The sequence below is a fragment of the Roseibium sp. FZY0029 genome (genome assembly GCF_036350355.1).
GTDB lineage: Bacteria > Pseudomonadota > Alphaproteobacteria > Rhizobiales > Stappiaceae > Roseibium.
On the sequence record NZ_JAZDVZ010000002.1, the window covers coordinates 307,998 to 324,019 of the forward strand.

General features: G+C 61.0%; 17 protein-coding genes. 4 read left to right on the top strand and 13 right to left on the bottom strand.

Going from position 1 to position 16,022, the window contains the following annotated elements:
* Positions 1–19 precede the first annotated feature (19 nt).
* The 3 genes from V1T76_RS05955 to V1T76_RS05965 are packed head-to-tail and all read right to left on the bottom strand — an operon-like array spanning position 20 to position 2,830.
* The gene (locus V1T76_RS05955) at positions 20–829 is read right to left on the bottom strand and encodes an ABC transporter ATP-binding protein (protein ID WP_330559682.1); all 810 of its coding nucleotides are present in this window, start codon (positions 827–829) and stop codon (positions 20–22) included.
* Entirely contained in the window at positions 822–1,841 is a 1,020-nt protein-coding gene (locus V1T76_RS05960; RefSeq protein ID WP_330559683.1) for a FecCD family ABC transporter permease, read from the bottom strand. The genes V1T76_RS05955 and V1T76_RS05960 overlap by 8 nt, the downstream gene beginning before the upstream one ends.
* On the bottom strand, positions 1,841–2,830 hold the full coding sequence (locus tag V1T76_RS05965; protein WP_330559684.1) for a FecCD family ABC transporter permease: 990 nt from the start codon (positions 2,828–2,830) through the stop codon (positions 1,841–1,843). The genes V1T76_RS05960 and V1T76_RS05965 overlap by 1 nt, the downstream gene beginning before the upstream one ends.
* 96 nt (positions 2,831–2,926) lie before the next feature.
* Here V1T76_RS05965 and V1T76_RS05970 point away from each other — a divergent pair, with 96 nt between their 5' ends.
* Complete coding sequence (locus tag V1T76_RS05970; RefSeq protein ID WP_330559685.1) at positions 2,927–3,835, top strand: ABC transporter substrate-binding protein; 909 nt, start codon at positions 2,927–2,929, stop codon at positions 3,833–3,835.
* Between the two features lie 37 nt (positions 3,836–3,872).
* Here the strand turns inward: V1T76_RS05970 and V1T76_RS05975 are convergent, their stop codons facing one another.
* The 3 genes from V1T76_RS05975 to V1T76_RS05985 form a co-directional block, all read right to left on the bottom strand.
* Positions 3,873–4,352 (bottom strand): GFA family protein, encoded by a 480-nt coding sequence (locus tag V1T76_RS05975; protein WP_330559686.1) that lies wholly within the window; start codon positions 4,350–4,352, stop codon positions 3,873–3,875.
* A 182-nt stretch (positions 4,353–4,534) separates the two neighbouring features.
* Positions 4,535–5,533: a hypothetical protein gene (locus V1T76_RS05980; RefSeq protein ID WP_330559687.1), complete on the bottom strand. Its 999-nt coding sequence runs from the start codon at positions 5,531–5,533 to the stop codon at positions 4,535–4,537.
* Positions 5,534–5,726: 193 nt separating this feature from the next.
* Positions 5,727–6,908: an EF-hand domain-containing protein gene (locus tag V1T76_RS05985; protein WP_330559688.1), complete on the bottom strand. Its 1,182-nt coding sequence runs from the start codon at positions 6,906–6,908 to the stop codon at positions 5,727–5,729.
* 235 nt (positions 6,909–7,143) lie between these two features.
* Between V1T76_RS05985 and V1T76_RS05990 the strand changes: the two genes are divergently transcribed.
* Complete coding sequence (locus tag V1T76_RS05990) at positions 7,144–7,872, top strand: response regulator (RefSeq protein ID WP_330559689.1); 729 nt, start codon at positions 7,144–7,146, stop codon at positions 7,870–7,872.
* Complete coding sequence (locus V1T76_RS05995) at positions 7,869–9,317, top strand: ATP-binding protein (protein WP_330559690.1); 1,449 nt, start codon at positions 7,869–7,871, stop codon at positions 9,315–9,317. The genes V1T76_RS05990 and V1T76_RS05995 overlap by 4 nt, the downstream gene beginning before the upstream one ends.
* Positions 9,318–9,323: 6 nt before the next feature.
* On the opposite strand, the gene V1T76_RS06000 is transcribed toward V1T76_RS05995, so the two are convergent.
* From V1T76_RS06000 to V1T76_RS06020, 5 genes are all read right to left on the bottom strand, one after another.
* A complete protein-coding gene (locus tag V1T76_RS06000) occupies positions 9,324–10,466 on the bottom strand; it encodes an FAD-dependent oxidoreductase (RefSeq protein ID WP_330559691.1) in 1,143 nt (380 codons plus the stop codon).
* A gap of 213 nt (positions 10,467–10,679) precedes the next feature.
* Positions 10,680–11,102 carry a (R)-mandelonitrile lyase gene (locus tag V1T76_RS06005; protein ID WP_006939526.1) on the bottom strand — a complete coding sequence of 141 codons (423 nt, stop codon included), beginning with the start codon at positions 11,100–11,102 and terminating at the stop codon, positions 10,680–10,682.
* Positions 11,103–11,177: 75 nt separating this feature from the next.
* Entirely contained in the window at positions 11,178–12,098 is a 921-nt protein-coding gene (locus tag V1T76_RS06010) for a DMT family transporter (protein WP_330559692.1), read from the bottom strand.
* A 10-nt stretch (positions 12,099–12,108) separates the two neighbouring features.
* Entirely contained in the window at positions 12,109–12,453 is a 345-nt protein-coding gene (locus V1T76_RS06015) for an antibiotic biosynthesis monooxygenase family protein (protein ID WP_330559693.1), read from the bottom strand.
* On the bottom strand, positions 12,450–12,782 hold the full coding sequence (locus V1T76_RS06020; protein WP_330559694.1) for an NIPSNAP family protein: 333 nt from the start codon (positions 12,780–12,782) through the stop codon (positions 12,450–12,452). Before V1T76_RS06020 ends, V1T76_RS06015 begins: the two co-directional genes overlap by 4 nt.
* Before the next feature lie 93 nt (positions 12,783–12,875).
* Between V1T76_RS06020 and V1T76_RS06025 the strand changes: the two genes are divergently transcribed.
* The gene (locus V1T76_RS06025) at positions 12,876–13,571 is read left to right on the top strand and encodes an ArsR/SmtB family transcription factor (RefSeq protein ID WP_330559695.1); all 696 of its coding nucleotides are present in this window, start codon (positions 12,876–12,878) and stop codon (positions 13,569–13,571) included.
* 150 nt (positions 13,572–13,721) lie between these two features.
* Here the strand turns inward: V1T76_RS06025 and V1T76_RS06030 are convergent, their stop codons facing one another.
* Positions 13,722–15,203 (bottom strand): calcium-binding protein, encoded by a 1,482-nt coding sequence (locus tag V1T76_RS06030; protein WP_330559696.1) that lies wholly within the window; start codon positions 15,201–15,203, stop codon positions 13,722–13,724.
* A 589-nt stretch (positions 15,204–15,792) separates the two neighbouring features.
* Positions 15,793–15,936: a hypothetical protein gene (locus tag V1T76_RS06035; protein WP_157140120.1), complete on the bottom strand. Its 144-nt coding sequence runs from the start codon at positions 15,934–15,936 to the stop codon at positions 15,793–15,795.
* Positions 15,937–16,022: the final 86 nt, after the last annotated feature.

Consider the following 16,022-nt stretch of genomic DNA (forward strand, 5'->3'; position numbering starts at 1 on the left):
TTGCGCATTTTGCCGGCTCCTATGCGGAAACGCCCGTGTTGGAGGCTTTGCCCCAGGAAACGATGACCGGTCGTTCCAGACCGTCCAGGGGCAAGATCCGGCAGTCGATGCCGAAGACGGAAGAGATGATCTGCTGTGTCAGAACCTCCGTCGTCGGCCCGCTGGCCGCAATCCGTCCCTTTTCGAACAGCACGACATGATCGGCATAGCGCATGGCCATGTTGAGATCATGCAGGACGATGACGAAACTGCGGTTCTCGGAACGGCTCAGGTGCTTGACGAGATCCAGCAGTTCAAACGCATGGGCAATGTCCAGATGGTTGGTCGGCTCATCCAGAAAGATGCGCGGAGCATCCTGCGCCAGGGTCATGGCAACCCAGGCCCGCTGGAGCTGCCCACCGGAAAGTTGCGCCAACGCCCGGCCTTTCAGATCCGCCATTTCGGTGATGTCCAGCGCCCGGTCGCAGGCTGCCCTGTCCGCGGCCGAGGGCCCCCCGAACCGGCTGCGATGGGCGAACCGTCCCATCAGCACCAGATCGCCGACGGAGAGGTCGGACGGAGCGTCGGGGGACTGGGACAGCATGGCGACCTGGCGCGCCAGATCCTTCTGTGTCCAGTCACCAAGCGCCCTGCCCGCGATTTGAACGGTCCCGGCATCCGGCCGGTGCAACCCGCGCATCACTTTGAGTGCGGTAGACTTGCCACTGCCGTTCGGCCCGCAAAAGGCAATGATCCTGCCGTCGGGCAGGTCGAGGCAGACTTCGTCCAGCGCGGGCGCGCCGTCATATGCGGCACTGACACGGACGAGACTGGCCAGAGCGTCAGGCATGGGATTGCCGTCCTTTTACAAGCAGATAGAGAAACAGCGGCGCACCGACGAGGGCTGTCAACGCGCCTGCAGGCAATTCCAGCGGCGGTGCGATGATCCGGGCAAGCGTGTCGGCTGCCAGCACCAGGAAACTCCCGGTCAGAGCCACGGAGACAAGATATCCGGACCGGAACTGACCGTGAAAGATCCGCGCCACATGCGGCGCAACCAGACCGACGAAGCCGATGGCACCGACATGGGCCGTCGCGATGGCCGTCAGGAAAACGGCAACCGCCAGAAGGCACACCTGAGCCCTGTCCAGCGACAGCCCGGTTACGGCAGCGCTCTGCGGATCCAGCACAAGCTGCCGGATAGTGAGCCGTTGCAGCAGCAAAACGGGCATGACCGCGGCAAGTGCGAGGCCGACCGCAAGAACATCCTGCCAATGTGCGGCTCCGACAGACCCCGTCAGCCAGGTCAGCGCCTGGCTGGCCCGGTAGACCGGCCCCAGAATGATCAACAGCGTAACCGCTGCCTTGGCGAGAGCTGCCAGGGCAATGCCGTACAAGATGATCTTCAGCGGCTTGCTGCCTCCCCGGTCAAGAGAAGCAAGCGCAATCACCAGGGTACCGAACACCGCCGCCCCGGCAATGGCGGCCAGAGGCTGCCAATGGATGGAAACGGTCAGATTGTTCGCCTGGTCGGAAAACAGCCACAGGAACAGCACCACGCCGACCGCCGCGCCGTCCGTAATGCCCAGAACCGAGGGCGAGGCCATTGGATTGCGCACGACCCGCTGCAGCAAGGCACCGGCAAGGGCGAGCGCGGCTCCCGCAAGAATGGCAAGGGCAACACGAGGCAAGCGAAGTGTCCAGACGATCACCTCGTCCATGCGGCTGCCCTGCCCGGCAAGGGCTGCCACGACGCGTTCGGGCGGCATGAAGCTGGAGCCGATGCCCGTTGCAGCCAGCGTCAGCACGAACACGATCAGCATGACCGGCAGCAGCCGGACCAGAGGGGAAACGCCTGCCATCACGCCGCAAGCCCTTTCCGCCTGTGCAGCAGATGTATCAGCATCGGCACACCGACTAGCGCAAGAACGGCACTCATCGGCGCTTCGCCCGGCGCGACGATGATGCGGGCCAGAATATCGGCGAGAACCGCAATCAGGGCTCCCATCAGAAGGGAGAGGACGATCAACTGCCGTGTCGACGGCAGGACACCATCAGTCAGGCGGCGGGCCAGATGCGGCGCGACCAGCCCCAGAAACAGCACCGGCCCGGCCATGGCCACCGCACCTGCTGCAAGCAGGGCCGCGAGCCCGAGCGCTGCCAGCCTGACGACACCAACATTGACCCCAACCGAGCGGGCACTGGCATCGTCCAGACGCAGAACGTCAAGCGGCGTTGCCAGAAAGAAACTGCCTATGGCCCCAACCACCAGCAGCGGCAAGCCTAGTTGCAATAGCCCGATTGGCCGGTCGGAAAAGCTGCCAGACAGCCAGAACAGCAGCGTTTCGAGTGCGGTTTCATCGATCAGGAGCAAGGTTTGCGTGAAGGACGCCAGCAGAGCGGCAACGGTAAAGCCGGCCAGCAACGTGGTTGCCGGGTTGCCCGCTCCGCCGGTGGACGCGGAAATAGAAAATACCAGCGCTGTTGCCGCAAGCGCTCCCAGCACCGCCGCAATGCCGATACCGGCGAGGCTTGCAACGCCGAAGACCGTCACCCCGAAGGTCACGAACAGAGCGCCGCCCGCATTGACACCCAGCAGGCCGGGCTCGGCCAGCGGATTGCGCGTGACCGATTGCATCAGCAGGCCGGAGAGACCCAGCGAAGCCCCGCAAACCACGCCGATTGCCGTCCTTGGTAGACGTAACGTGGTCACGATCAGCGCATCGGCACCCTCGCCGCCCATAAGCGCCGCGAAGACCGTGTGAGGCGAATAAAACGTCAGACCGGCATGCAGGCTGAAGATGGCAGCCGCGCACAGTGCCAGAAACAAGGCAATCGCCGTCCGCCTCATGCGCGCTCCTCTCTCCTCCGATTGACAAATCTTCGGCCCGTCCATACACGGATTTAATACTGGAGGCAAATAGTCAACTTTTTTGGAGGAATTCTAATGAAGACCTGGTCACCCCTGCTGTGTGCCTTGCCACTGTTTGCGATGCTCGCGGCAAGTCCAGCTCTTTCCCGCGACATCACCGACAGCATGGGCACCGTCACGGTGCCGGACGCGCCGAAGCGGATTGTCGTCCTGACGAATGAAGGCACCGAAGCTCTGCTGGAGCTTGGCGTAACGCCAGTGGGTGCGTCCAATTCCTGGCAGGGCGATCCCTGGTGGGATCACATTTCCGATGCCATGGAAGGCGCGGAACCCGTCGGCATGGAAAACGCAATCAACCTGGAACTGGTCGCAGCCCTCGAACCGGATCTGATTCTGGCGAACAAACAGCGGCACGAGGAAATCTACCCGCAGCTGACCGCAATCGCGCCGACCGTCATGTCCAGGGAACTGCGCGGAGACTGGAAGATCAACTTCCGCCTATATGCCGAAGCCCTCGGCAAGGAGCAGGAAGCGGATGCTGCCATCGCCGATTATGACGCTTCAGTCGCGGAACTTCGGGAGAAACTTGGTGATCACCTCAACGAGGAAGTCTCGGTCATCCGCTTCGTGCCCGGCCAGATCCGTATCTATCAGCTCGACAGTTTCTCCGGTGTGCTTCTGAAAGACATCGGCTTTCACAGGCCGGCCAACCAGAACGTCGAAGAATTCGCCATCCGCACCGGCAAGGAAAGCATTCCGGACATGGATGGCGACCGGATCTTCTACTTCACCTATGACAATGGCGACGGCAAAGGCACATCCCTGGAAGAAGAAGTGCTCGCCGACCCGCTGTGGCAGTCCCTGTCCGCCGTCCAAGCCGGCAAGGTGCACCAGGTCAGCGATGCGATCTGGAACACAGCCGGCGGCATCCTGGCGGCAAAGCTGATGCTTCAGGACATTGCCGGCATTTACGGTCTGGATTAAGCCGCGCTGCCCGCACCAAGCGGACATGAGCACCTGATTAATTGGCAGCCTGCTGGTGGGCGGCGAATTCGCCCATCAGTTTCATGAAGTCTTCCGGTGGCGGAAAGCCGTCGTAGCGGTGCCTTGCGGGCGTTTCGACCCAGGGCAACTTGTTGGCAGTCATCGTTTCCATGAAGGGTTCTGTCCAGCGAAGGTCTTCCAGCAGGACCGAACGGACATTGACGATCTCGTCGTAGTCAGGAATGCGCGTGAACATCCAGGTCTTGCAGTCCGGGCAGAAATAATGATCCGCCTCAGGTCCCTGCAATCCGCCCTTTACCGGCGTTCCTTCGGTCACCTTGAAAGAGGCAGCTGGCATGATCGCGGTCAGGGAATAGGCGCTGGAACTCATCTGCTGGCAGCCTCTGCAGTGGCAGGCACAGGTGATCAATGGCGGCGCGGAAACTTCAAAGCTCGTATGACCGCAACGGCATGTTCCCTTGAGTGAAAAAGTCTGTTGTGTCATCTCCGGCTCCATCTGGTTCAGCCAGCTCTTTAGCCAGCGGAAACGGCAACTTGTACGGCAACGGACCTGTTTTCAAGGACCTTTCAAAGAGTTGCCGAGCCTCGCGCACAAACCGGCACATAACCGATAAGGCAGCCCCCGGCTCAAGGTTGGGCCGCATCATGAAGGGCTCCAGATGCCAGCCCACTCTTCTGTCAGACCTTTTCCAGAAGCGGCATGAGTGCGGGGTGAATGTTCGGGCTTTCTTCCCGAATGAACCGCAACAGCGCCTTCTCGTTTTCGTGCAGGATGCCGTCACGCCCGATGCGATTGACCAGCCAGACCGCTTCGTCTTCCGTCACCACCTCATTGGCAGCGATTTCCGCAAGCATTTCGTTTCCACGGGCGGCAAAAGGGTCCGGCTTGTCCTCATAGGCATCCCGGATGCCACCGACACCGCCGCTGAACATTTTCTTGAAAAACCCGCCGAGGCCACCGTCAAATCCGCCCGGCTGGTCCAGCCAGTTTTCCCGCTCAAGCGCGATCTTGCGGGGTGGCGGCGTAAAGCCGGACATCGCCATCACGTAATTTGCAACCGCCTTGGCAAAGAGCTCCGACCAGGCAGGGGCGTTTTCAGATTCCACCGTGGCATCGTTCAGATCGAACAGAACTTCGGCTTCGGCCCTGGAAATGGCAACGCCCCGGCTACCGGCGCTCGCGTAAAGCACACGGCGCAGCAGCTCCACCTCGCCATCGGCGATGACGCCCGGCTTCAGCTGCGCGCCCGAGCGCGTCGGACCTTGACCGGATATGACGCTGTCCGCCACCGTCCGCAGGGCAAACTGCTCCAGTTTCTCCGGCACGTCGCGGGCTTTCTCCAGCACATGCAACACCGCGTCCAGTTCCGTTTTGCTGCAGATGCGGCCATCGGCCAGGATCTGGTCGATCAGCCAGTTGGCCTTGTCCTCCGAAACGTAGCCTTCAGGCTTTGCCTGATGCACCAGAATATCGAGGATCGCTTCGGGAAAGAGCTCAAACCAGGTGTCGTGATAGGTGATGTTGGCATTGTTCAGCCGGAACAGGGCTTCGCCCTCTTCCAGAGACACCGCCATATCGCCATAAACGTACCGGCGCACGTTGATGACATCGTCCTCGCTGAGATGCCCCGCCGCAATCCGGGCGGTCACGAAATCGTTCAATGTCGGTTTGGCCATGATGTTCCCTTTGAAAAACCGGAACGACTATTGCCGACATTTCTTGAAGTTCCTCTAAAGCAAATTGAAAAAGGGAGCCGCGAGGGACGGCTCCCTTCTCTGGTGCCCGCCCACGGGATTGGGGCGCTTGGGCGGTCAACCACTCCGGCCTGGCTAGCAGGCCGGAGGATTCCAGGTCGTCAGGGTCAGATCATCAGCGGCGCTCTTGACCCCAGCCCTGACCGTGGCCTTCGCCAGAACCCCGGCCTTCGCCTTGACCCCGGCCATTCTTCCAGCCGTGCCCCCGCATGCCGTGATCCGGCCCGTGGCCACCTTTGCGGCCACCTCTGAAATCGGCCTTGGTGATCACGCCGTCGTTGTTGCGGTCAGCGCGCTCCAGCATGCGGTCCTGATGTTTCTTCTGTTCCTCGGCAGTGATTCCCAGGCTGCCATCGGCATCGGCACGCTGGAACATGTCGACGACACGGTTCTCATTGATCGCAAGCCACAGTGGACCGAAATCCTGAAGCGTGAAGGAACCGCTCTGATCCGTATCGGCCAGTGCGAACAGCGCTGCGCGCCTGGTATCGAACTCCTCACGGCTCACCTTACCGTCGGCATCGGTGTCGAACATGCCCAGGAACATGGCACCCCCGCCACCATGGCCACCGCGTCCCATCTGGGGACCACCGCGCCAGCCATTGTCACCACGTCCACCGCGTTCACCGCGTTCACTTCGCTCTGCCCTTTCGCGGCGCGGACCGCGATCGTCATCGTCCGCCATCGGGAGACGCGGACCACGATCATCATCGCCGGCCATCGGGCGGCGCGGGCCGCGGTCATCATCGTCGGCCATAGGGCCTCGCGGGCCGCGAACGCGTTCCACGGAACCATTGCCGTCACGGTCCAGCATATTGAACATGCGGTTGGCTAGAAGATCCGCTTCTTCCTGGGTGACCGTGCCATCGCCGTCACGGTCCATGAACTGGAATGCCCGCACCATGCGGTCGTTGGAACGGGTCAGAAAAGCGGCCTTGAATTCCTCCAGACTGATCTCTCCATTGCTGTCCGCATCCGCCGATGCGAATTCCTGTGTCCGGATTTTCTCGATTTCCGCCTTTGTGATGGCACCGTCCTCATTGACGTCGAAACGTTCGAACAGGCGCTCGGCGCGTTGCTTTCCGCCGCGCATGCCATGACCCCGGCCGAAGCCCTGCCCCTGACCGCCGCGGCCATCCATGAACGCAAGACGCGGCCCGTCGTTCTGTTGAATTCGTTGCCCCCCGTCCTGGTTTGCAGTCGCGTTCTGGGCGGAAGCGGACAGGCCGGCCGTCAGCGCGGTTCCCGCGACGCTCGCAGCCAGGGCGGCAATTGCAATCTTCTTGAACGGTTTCATTCCAACAACTCCTTGGTTCGTTGATGAGCTGAAGGTAGGCAGCAATTGTCGCAGGAATACCGTCCGAATAGGCCCGAAGTGTCGCCATCTGTCCCGGATGGGCACTGGGACACACTTTGTTACAAGTTCCGGTCGCACAAGCGCGCTCCGGAGACTATTTTTACCGTAGAAACAGAAGGATCACAGCGCCCGGCCGGTTTGCACAAACACTTGGTCGGCCAGATTGGAGAGACCCTTGAGCGATCCGAGCCCGCATATCCTGGTGGTGGATGATCACCGTGACATCCGCGAAACGCTTGCACGCTACCTCGTCAAGAACGGCCTGCGCGCAACGGTGGCGGAAAATGCCGCGCAGGCCCGCAAGACCCTGAAAGCGGCATCCATCGATCTCGTCGTTTTGGATATCATGATGCCGGGCGAAGACGGACTGTCCCTGTGCCGCCATCTGGTGGAGACAGGTTCCATGCCCGTCATCCTGCTGACCGCTATGGCGGACGACACGGACCGGGTGATCGGGCTGGAAATCGGTGCCGACGATTACGTGACGAAGCCCTTCAACCCCCGCGAATTGCTGGCACGCATTCGCGCGGTTCTGCGCCGCACCTCGCTTGCACCGAAGGAACGCGATCCGATCGAGCACGACAGGCTTCAGTTCGACGGTTGGTCGCTGAATGTCTCCCGGCGCGAACTGCTCGATCCCGAAGGCACGTCGGTTGCCCTTTCCAGCGGCGAGTTCCAGCTTCTGTGCGCCTTCCTCAAGCGTCCGAAGATGGTGCTCAACCGGGACCAGCTCATGGACCTGACCACCGGCAGAACGCCTGCCGTCTTCGACAGGTCCATCGACAACCAGGTGTCCCGTCTGCGCAGAAAGATCGAGATCGATCCGAAGGACCCCAAGCTGATCAAAACCGTCTGGGGTGGCGGCTACATGTTCACCGCCGACGTGAAAGACCCGGCTGAATGACGACGAGCCCGACGCCCCGCCCGATTGTCGCCCGTCTGTGGCCGAGCACCCTCGCCTCGCAGCTCATCATCCTGTTGCTTGCAGCAATCGTTGCGGCGCAGGCATTCAGCATCTGGATCTTCCAGGACGAGCGACGCATCGCGCTGGTGGCGGCGGCCCGCGACAACCTGCTGTCGCGCGCGGTTTCCCTCGCGGAGCTGATGGAAGACACGCCAGCAAACCTCCAGGACCGCATCCTCGTGGCAAGCAGCAGCCGGTTCGCGGTTTTCTGGCTCGGCGACACGCCCCTTGCCCCCGCCCCCGGCAAATCGCGTTTCGAAAGACGCCTGCAGGGCTACATGGCCGATCGGCTGGAACACGGCCAGACCGTGCATCTCAACATCCTTGCCGACGAAAGACGCGGACCGCGCGGCCGCGAGGCGCATGATGATGACGATCCGCCGAGATGGCGCGATGTGCCCCGGCACGAACGCCCGGCGAACCTGCGCAAGATCATGAACAAGCCGGAAGACCTGTCACTGTCTATCCGGATGAGCGACGGCCGCTGGCTGAATGTCGCCACCAGCTACCGCCCGCCCGCCGGCGATTTCCTGCCCCTGATCGTGCAACTGTCGATCACGGCCCTGCTGATGGTTCTGATTATCGGCTTTGCCGTCCGCCGCGTGACCCGCCCGTTGAAGGAACTGTCCGTGGCTGCCGAAAAATTTGGCCGTGGCGAACAGCAGCCGCCATTGACGCCCAGTGGACCAAGCGAAGTCCGCTCCCTGACGAGTGCCTTCAACGACATGCAGGACCGTCTGACCCGTTTTGTCAGGGACCGGACCCGGATGTTGGCCGCGATCAGTCACGACCTCAGAACCCCGATCACCTCGCTGCGCCTTCGGGCGGAATTCATCGAGGACGAGGAAAACCGTGACAAGATGATCGAAACCCTGGAAGAAATGGCCGCGATGACCGAAGCCGCGCTGCGTTTCGCCCGGGACGACGCCCAGGCGGAAACCGCGGAAAACGCAGACCTTGGGGCAATTCTGGAGGCACTTGCCGGGGATCAGCAGGACCTTGGCCACCAGTGCACCGTGGAAACGGAAGGCCGCATTGTGCTGCCGTGCCGTCCGGTTGCCCTCAAACGGGCCCTCAGGAACCTGATCGAAAACGGCATCCGCTACGGGGATCGGGTTTCGGTACACGCGGCCAGATCAGCCGGTGAAGCGCTCATCCGGATTACGGACGAAGGCCCGGGCATTCCCGAGGAAAGGTTGAAAGACGTCTTCGAACCTTTTGTCCGGCTTGAAGAATCCCGCAGCGAAGAAACCGGCGGTATCGGCCTCGGGCTTGCGATCACCCGCTCGATCATCCACGCCCATGGCGGCCGGATTGACTTGAAGAACCGCCCGGGAGGCGGACTTGAGGCCGACGTCAGGTTGCCGCTCGGGGCGAACAAATAGATCTGATCAAATGCCGCGCGTCACAAGCGTTCCTGAAATCAGATGCGACAGCACCGAGGGGACCGGCGGAATGCGGCTGAGCGGAAACAGCACGTTGTCGCGCAGGACTGGCAGCAACCTGCTGTCGCTTTGATAAGCTGGCGTGAACATCGCGCTGAAGGCCTGATAGACCCCGACATGCCAGCGCCTGGCCTTGCCGTAGGCAGGCAACGCCTGGTCAAGCGGCAGGGTTTCCAACGCCTTTGCCAGGGCAGCTGCGTCCAGAAGCGCCATATTGGCCCCCTGCCCGAGCTGCGGACTTGCCCGGTGGGCGGCGTCGCCGACATAGGCAATCCTGTCTCCCCAGGGCTGACGCAAGGTACCGTGGCTGTAGCGCGCCATCGTCATTTGTTCCGGGTCGGTGATCTGCTCCAGAAACGGACCGGCTTCGGGCCAGAGCGACAGGGCCTCTTCCTTCCAGGCTGAAAGCCCGCCTTTGAGCCAGTCTTCATAGGCATCCCGGCGAAGAGACCAGAAGAATGCTGCCTTCCGCCGGCCCTGCCCCGGCATGAGACCAACGGGCAACACCCCGATCATGCAGTCGGCGCGGCGATAGCGCTGGGAAAGGTGATCCTCCGGCAAGCTGCCGGCAACCCAGTCGACCGTTCCCCAGATCGCCCCGAACGACAGGGCCCGGGCCTGGAGCGGAGACAAAACCGAATTTGCGCCGGACGCATCAATGATCAGATCGAAAGGGTCTGAAAAGCGGCCGTCGTCAAAGCGGAGCTTGCCGTCTTCGTGACCGGTGATGCGGCAGTCCGTGTGCCAGTAAAGCGCGCGCGTCAGCACCTTTTCGTAAAGCGCGGAAAACAGCGCGGCCCTGTGAATGCCAAGCCCCGGCACCGCGCCATAGTCGACGTCGAGAACTCTTCGTCCTGTCTGCGCAGACCTGCCGAGCACCCGCTTCACCGGCGTTGCGTGTTTCAGGACCGCGTCCGCGACCCCCGCCATTTTCAGCACCTCCAGCCCCACGGGCTGGATCATCAGGCCCGAACCGATGGGAACAGGTTTGCGGAACTGTTCGAAGAGGGAAATCCGGTGACCGAGACGCTCCAGAAGAATGGCTGTGGCCAGACCTCCGATCCCGGCTCCGACAATGGCTATGTTCATCCGGCAATCACTTTGCGAAAAGAAACATCCTTTTTGACCAGAGTCCGCATGCCAGCACAATATGCGGTGTGTCTTGCGAGGCCCGCATTGCCTGTCCCCTGCTTCAACAAAAGGTGTCAGAGGATCTTTTTGTTAAGCCGCGCGATCACCCCATGTGCCGAAAACGCGACGGTGCGGATTTGCGGCAACCGGGAAAACCTCGGCTGAGCTTGCTCAGCGCCGTGCCTGGATACCCCCGGCATATGTCGCCTCGTCGACCGGCTCCAGCCACTCCGCCGTCGATCCATCCAGTTCCTCCTGAATGGCCAGATGGACAAGCGACGTATTGGGTCCTGCGCCATGCCAGTGCTTGACGCCCGGCGGGATCCAGATGACATCGCCTGGCAGGATCGACAGTTTTTCCTGCCCCCACAGATGCACGAAGCCTGCCCCTTGCAGCACCTGCAGCGTCTGCCCGAGCGGATGCGTGTGCCAATTGGTGCGGGCGCCAGGTTCGAATGTGACCTGCAACGCGCGCACCCGCGCCGGCGCGGGAGCCTCGATCACCGGATCCTGCCAGACGGTTCCGGTAAAATAGTCCGGGTTCGCACGTCGTGACGGCCGGGAACCGGCCTCAAAAACGGTCAGGACACTCATGACACCTCCTCGCAACTCTCTGCCACCATGCGCGCGGGCTGGGCCGTCCAGTTTCCTGCCGGCCGGATGCGCATGTCATTTGGAGGCAGGTACCGGAGCCGAAACGTCGTGCCGTTTCGCCGCGCGTGGCCAGTTGATCAGAACAACCCCGAAAATGGCAAGGCATATTCCCGCAAAGGTTTCCAGATCCAGCGTCTCGGATAGAAATACCACCCCGAGGAAGACGCCAACACCGGAGCGCAGATAGGCCTGACTGGCTGTTCCCATCGCGCCGAGCGTGTTCAACAGGCGAAAGTAGATCAGGAAGGCCAGCGCGGTGCAGGCGATGGAGAGCATCGAGGCGGCGACAATACCCGTTGCATCCGGCGTCAGCTGCCAGGGCCGGTCAATGACGAGGCTCGCCGGTACAAGCACCACAGACGCGCAGATGAGCGTTCCGGCGGCCGTCACGATAGGCGGCACCCTGGCAAAAACCGGGCCACGCAGGGCAGCGATGCCGTAGAGCGCGGCCCCGAAAAGCACAACGAGCTGTGGCACCAGGTTCCTGCCGATATCTTCCAGCGCACCTACACCGACGATCAGCACGATGCCGGCGAAACCGAACAAGGCACCGGTCAGTTGCCGGGCGCCTGGTCTTTCGCCCCGGTTCAGCAACACAAACGAAAAGACGAAGACCCACAGCGGCGAGGTTGAATTCAACACGCTGGAGACCGCCGTTCCGGCATATTGCTGCCCCCAAGCCAGCATCAGCCACGGGCCCGTGCTGTTGACCAGAGACTGGATGAAGAATTGTTTCCAGTTCCGCCTGTCGATCGGCAGGTGAATGCCCCTTGCGGCCATGATGGCCAAAAGCACCAGCGCCGCAAGCAACACGCGGATGGCAATCAGCGTCACCGGGGGAAAGGATGGCAGCGCCAGGCTGATCCACATGTAGGACGAGCCCCACAGCAGGGCGAGCACGCCCAAAAGCGCCAGTTCGATCGATCTGTTTGGCATGGCTGGCTGCTCAACCGTTCGCGTCGCGGCTGTCGGCGGGCGCTTCGTCGCGCTCATCCATGCCATAGTCACGCAGCACCTGCGCCACCCGCAGCCGGTAGTCCTTGAAATAGCTGTTCCGCCCGGCACGCTGTGCCTTGCGATGCTGGGTCAACTGACGCCACTCGTTCAGCGCGGCTTCGTCCCGGAAGAAGGAGACCGACAGCAGCTTCTCCGGATTGGTGAGGCTCTGGAACCGCTCGACGGACAGGAATCCGTCGATCTGTTCGACCAGGGGCCTCATCTCGGCGGCCATATGGAGATAGGCCTGCTTCTTGTCCGCATGCGGGATCACTTCGAAGATGACGGCAATCATTTGAGTTTCTCTCCCAGGGTATGCGGCGCGGAGGCCAGTTTCAGAAACGTGCGGTCTTCCCTCAAGATGAATTTTTCTTTCATGGCAAAGGCATAGTTCTCTTGCCCCTGCGGATCTGCGGCAAGCCGCGCCCGATAGGCTTCATAGGCGGCCAGATTTTCAATGGAATAGACGCCATACGCGAGCGTCGTCGACCCTTCATGAGGGGCGAAATAGCCGATCAGGTCCGCACCGCAACGCGGGATCGCCTGCCCCCAGTTCCGGGCATATTGCTCAAAGGCTGCTTTTTTCGTCGGGTCGATGTGATAGCGGATGAAACAGGTAATCACCAAACTCTCCTTCAGGGCTGTGTCGACGGCCCTTGTGTGACACGGCCCATGTCTGCAATGCTTCGACGCAGATCGAACCATGGAGACACGCCAATGAAGGATGGACCGGACATTGCGCGCATCGGCGCCTTGATGGGCGATCCGGCTCGCGCCAACATCCTGAGCGCGCTTCTGAGCGGCAAGGCTTTGACGGCGACGGAACTGGCAGCTGAAGCCGGCATTACCGGCCAGACGGCCAGCTCCCACCTGAAGAAACTGATGGAAGGCGGCCTGTTGACCCAGGCCAAACAGGGCCGCCATCGCTATTTCACCCTGGCCGGTCCGGAAGTTGGCACCGTTCTGGAGGCCGTGATGGGCCTTGCTGCCCGCAAGGGCCACCTGCGCACCCGCACCGGCCCCAAGGATCCACAGATGCGTGCCGCTCGGGTATGCTATGACCATCTGGCGGGCGAAATGGCGGTGAGGATGTTCGACAGCATGCAGGCACGTCGATTCCTTGAGGTCACGAACGACGAAGGCAGCCTCGGCCTCACCGAAGCCGGCGAAGCTTTCGTCGCTTCGCTGGGCATCGACATTGCACCGTTGAAAGCCAGCCGACGACCGCTCTGCCGGGCCTGCCTCGACTGGAGCGAACGCCGCAACCATCTTTCAGGCAGTCTCGGCGCAGCCTTTCTCGGAAGCTTTCAGGAGCGGGGCTGGTTCGCCAGGGACAGGAACAGCCGGGTCGTCACAGTTTCACACGCAGGTATCATGAACCTGAAAAGACTGTTTCCAACTCAGGATCAATAGCGTCCACGATTGATTTCCGCGTGAACCCCATAAGACATTGCTGGCGTTCAGGCTCCATCACCCAGGAAAAGCTTCCAAGTCGCGTGCCCCGAAGCAACGCGACACCAAAGCATGGCGCGTTCAACTGGGTTCCTATGCCCGCGACATGCTTTAACTCCCCGCGTCCAGCGTCGGAGCTGTTTCGTCCTTGAACCGGATATCGACCTCGGCGTTCGGGCCAAGTTTGAGCGTCAGCGTTTCATCGGTGCCATTGAAGGCGATCAGAACCTGACCGTCTTCCTGCGTCACGGTCATGTCCTCCCGCCTGTATCCCTCGCCGACCTCGACGGTGATATCACCTTCGGAGTGAACAAGGTCATTTCCGCTCCCCCTATCGAACGAAATCGTGGAGCCCGCACCGACGTAGATCTGATCCGCCCCTGCGCCTCCGTCAACCGCCGCACCGGCACCGGCCACGATCCTGTCGTCACCATCTCCACCAGAGACCTTCGAACCGTCCTGTGTCCAGATCCTGTCGTTGCCGTCGCCCCCGGATATGCGCGCATTGTCTTGCGTACGGATCTCGTCGTCGCCCGCACCGCCATCGATATTGGCAAAGTTGTTTGCCTGAATGGAATCATCACCCGCCCCTGCACGGACCACTGCGTAGTCGTGGGCACTTACGGCATCATCTCCGTCGCCGGCATAGACCGTCGTGCTGTCTGAGGCCTGAATCGTGTCGTTCCCGTTTCCAGCATAGACGCGGCCGCGATTGTAGACCTGGATCCGGTCGTCTCCGTCTCCCGCGTCAATATAGGCTTCGTCGTAAGCACTGATGACATCATCACCGCGGCCCGCCTGTACCTTTGCCTTGTCATAGGCGCTGATGGTGTCGTTGCCGTCTCCACCTGAAATCTGCGCATTGTCGTAGGCCCCTATGGTATCGTCACCTGCCCCGCCTGAAATCTGCGAATTGTTGTAAGCCCTTATGGTATCGTCACCTGCTCCACCTGATATCTTCGCTCGGTCATAAGCTCTGATATGGTCGTCTCCGGATCCGCCATTCAGTGTCGAATTGTCATACGCGCGCAAGATGTCGTTGCCTGCGTTTCCGAACAATGTCGAATTCCCGTAGGTGCTGATGGTATCGTCGCCGTCGCCGCCACTGGCGAATGAATTACTGTACATGCTGATGCGGTCGTTACCGGCCCCGCCATAGACCCTCGAATTGCCGTAGGTGCTGATGGTGTCGTCGCCGGCCCCGCCGTAGACCGTCGAATTCCCGTAGGTGCTGATGGTGTCGTTGCCGGCCCCGCCGTAGACCGTCGAATTGCCGTAGGTGCTGATGGTGTCGTTGCCGTCATCACCGTGGACGGTGGAATTGCCATAGGTGCTGATATGATCGTCACCCGCGCCCCCCCTCACGAAAGCGTTGGCGTAAGTGCTGACACGGTCGTTTCCGGCTCCCGCATCGATGATCGCATAGCCTCCCGCACTGATCCTGTCATCGCCCGCACCGGCAAAGATCACCGCATGATCGTCGGCATTGATATCGTCATCGCTTTCCGTTCCCTGATAGAGGGTATAGCGTCCCAGATTCTTCTGAGCATCAAGTTGGGCAATCAGTCGTTTTGCAGCTTCCAGATCAGCCATGGCCTTTTCGATCCGCTGCCTGACGGGATCGGATGGATTGCTTCGATCAGTTTCAGCGCTCCCTGCCTCCGCCGTTCCGGATGGCACAACCTTCGCGTCGACTTTCGCCTGAGAGCTTCTGCTTGCGAAAGGGAACCGGCTTGCTTCCGTAATAGAATTCAACATGTTCTTTTGCCCATAAGCCCCACTTCAATACAACCTTGAGCTGAATACATTAACAAAGTCTAACGCTTCGAGTGGGAGCACCTGCAAATAACTTCACTGGTAAAAATACGAAGAAGCGTCTGATGCCGTAAGCAATTGCCTGTCCGGCGCAGAGGACCTGCCATCCACCTGTAAGAGCCGTGTTCTTTCGGCTGAGAGACAGGGTCTTGCTGGCTCCTGTTGCGCAAGACGCTCTCCGTTGCGTGACAATCGATCCCCTGGCCAGTCCGGCCGGGATGCAATTTGCAAACAAGATTACGTTGCCAAGAAACAAAAAGCCCGGCCAAGGCCGGGCTTTTTTAGTGTGTGGCAGACGTCAGGGGCTACAAAACGTCCGGTGGTCTTGTTCTTTTTCTTGGGGCCAAATTCGGGGGGCTGGCCCACCTCAAAGAGACCGTATGGTCTCCTGAACCTTCGGCAGCGCTTCGCGCCAGGAGCGGTAAAGCCGTGACGGCAACCACGCAAGGCGGTCCCGGTTGTAGTCCTGGCGATGCTGAACCAGCATTATCTTGGCAATTTGCACAGTCATGTTTTTCTCCTTTGGTGTGCGCAGAACCTTGATCGACACTCACCTGATAGAGCATATGTTAGCGCACTGCGTGCACATTACAAGAG

Coding starts and splice junctions, on each gene's coding strand:
- V1T76_RS06035 (WP_157140120.1), bottom strand. CDS start 15,936: ATGACTGTGCAAATTGCCAAGATAATGCTGGTTCAGCATCGCCAGGAC.
- V1T76_RS06025 (WP_330559695.1), top strand. CDS start 12,876: ATGAAGGATGGACCGGACATTGCGCGCATCGGCGCCTTGATGGGCGAT.
- V1T76_RS06005 (WP_006939526.1), bottom strand. CDS start 11,102: ATGAGTGTCCTGACCGTTTTTGAGGCCGGTTCCCGGCCGTCACGACGT.
- V1T76_RS05965 (WP_330559684.1), bottom strand. CDS start 2,830: ATGAGGCGGACGGCGATTGCCTTGTTTCTGGCACTGTGCGCGGCTGCC.
- V1T76_RS05975 (WP_330559686.1), bottom strand. CDS start 4,352: ATGGAGCCGGAGATGACACAACAGACTTTTTCACTCAAGGGAACATGC.
- V1T76_RS05985 (WP_330559688.1), bottom strand. CDS start 6,908: ATGAAACCGTTCAAGAAGATTGCAATTGCCGCCCTGGCTGCGAGCGTC.
- V1T76_RS05995 (WP_330559690.1), top strand. CDS start 7,869: ATGACGACGAGCCCGACGCCCCGCCCGATTGTCGCCCGTCTGTGGCCG.
- V1T76_RS06010 (WP_330559692.1), bottom strand. CDS start 12,098: ATGCCAAACAGATCGATCGAACTGGCGCTTTTGGGCGTGCTCGCCCTG.
- V1T76_RS06030 (WP_330559696.1), bottom strand. CDS start 15,203: ATGGCTGATCTGGAAGCTGCAAAACGACTGATTGCCCAACTTGATGCT.
- V1T76_RS05960 (WP_330559683.1), bottom strand. CDS start 1,841: ATGGCAGGCGTTTCCCCTCTGGTCCGGCTGCTGCCGGTCATGCTGATC.
- V1T76_RS06000 (WP_330559691.1), bottom strand. CDS start 10,466: ATGAACATAGCCATTGTCGGAGCCGGGATCGGAGGTCTGGCCACAGCC.
- V1T76_RS05955 (WP_330559682.1), bottom strand. CDS start 829: ATGCCTGACGCTCTGGCCAGTCTCGTCCGTGTCAGTGCCGCATATGAC.
- V1T76_RS05970 (WP_330559685.1), top strand. CDS start 2,927: ATGAAGACCTGGTCACCCCTGCTGTGTGCCTTGCCACTGTTTGCGATG.
- V1T76_RS06015 (WP_330559693.1), bottom strand. CDS start 12,453: ATGATTGCCGTCATCTTCGAAGTGATCCCGCATGCGGACAAGAAGCAG.
- V1T76_RS05980 (WP_330559687.1), bottom strand. CDS start 5,533: ATGGCCAAACCGACATTGAACGATTTCGTGACCGCCCGGATTGCGGCG.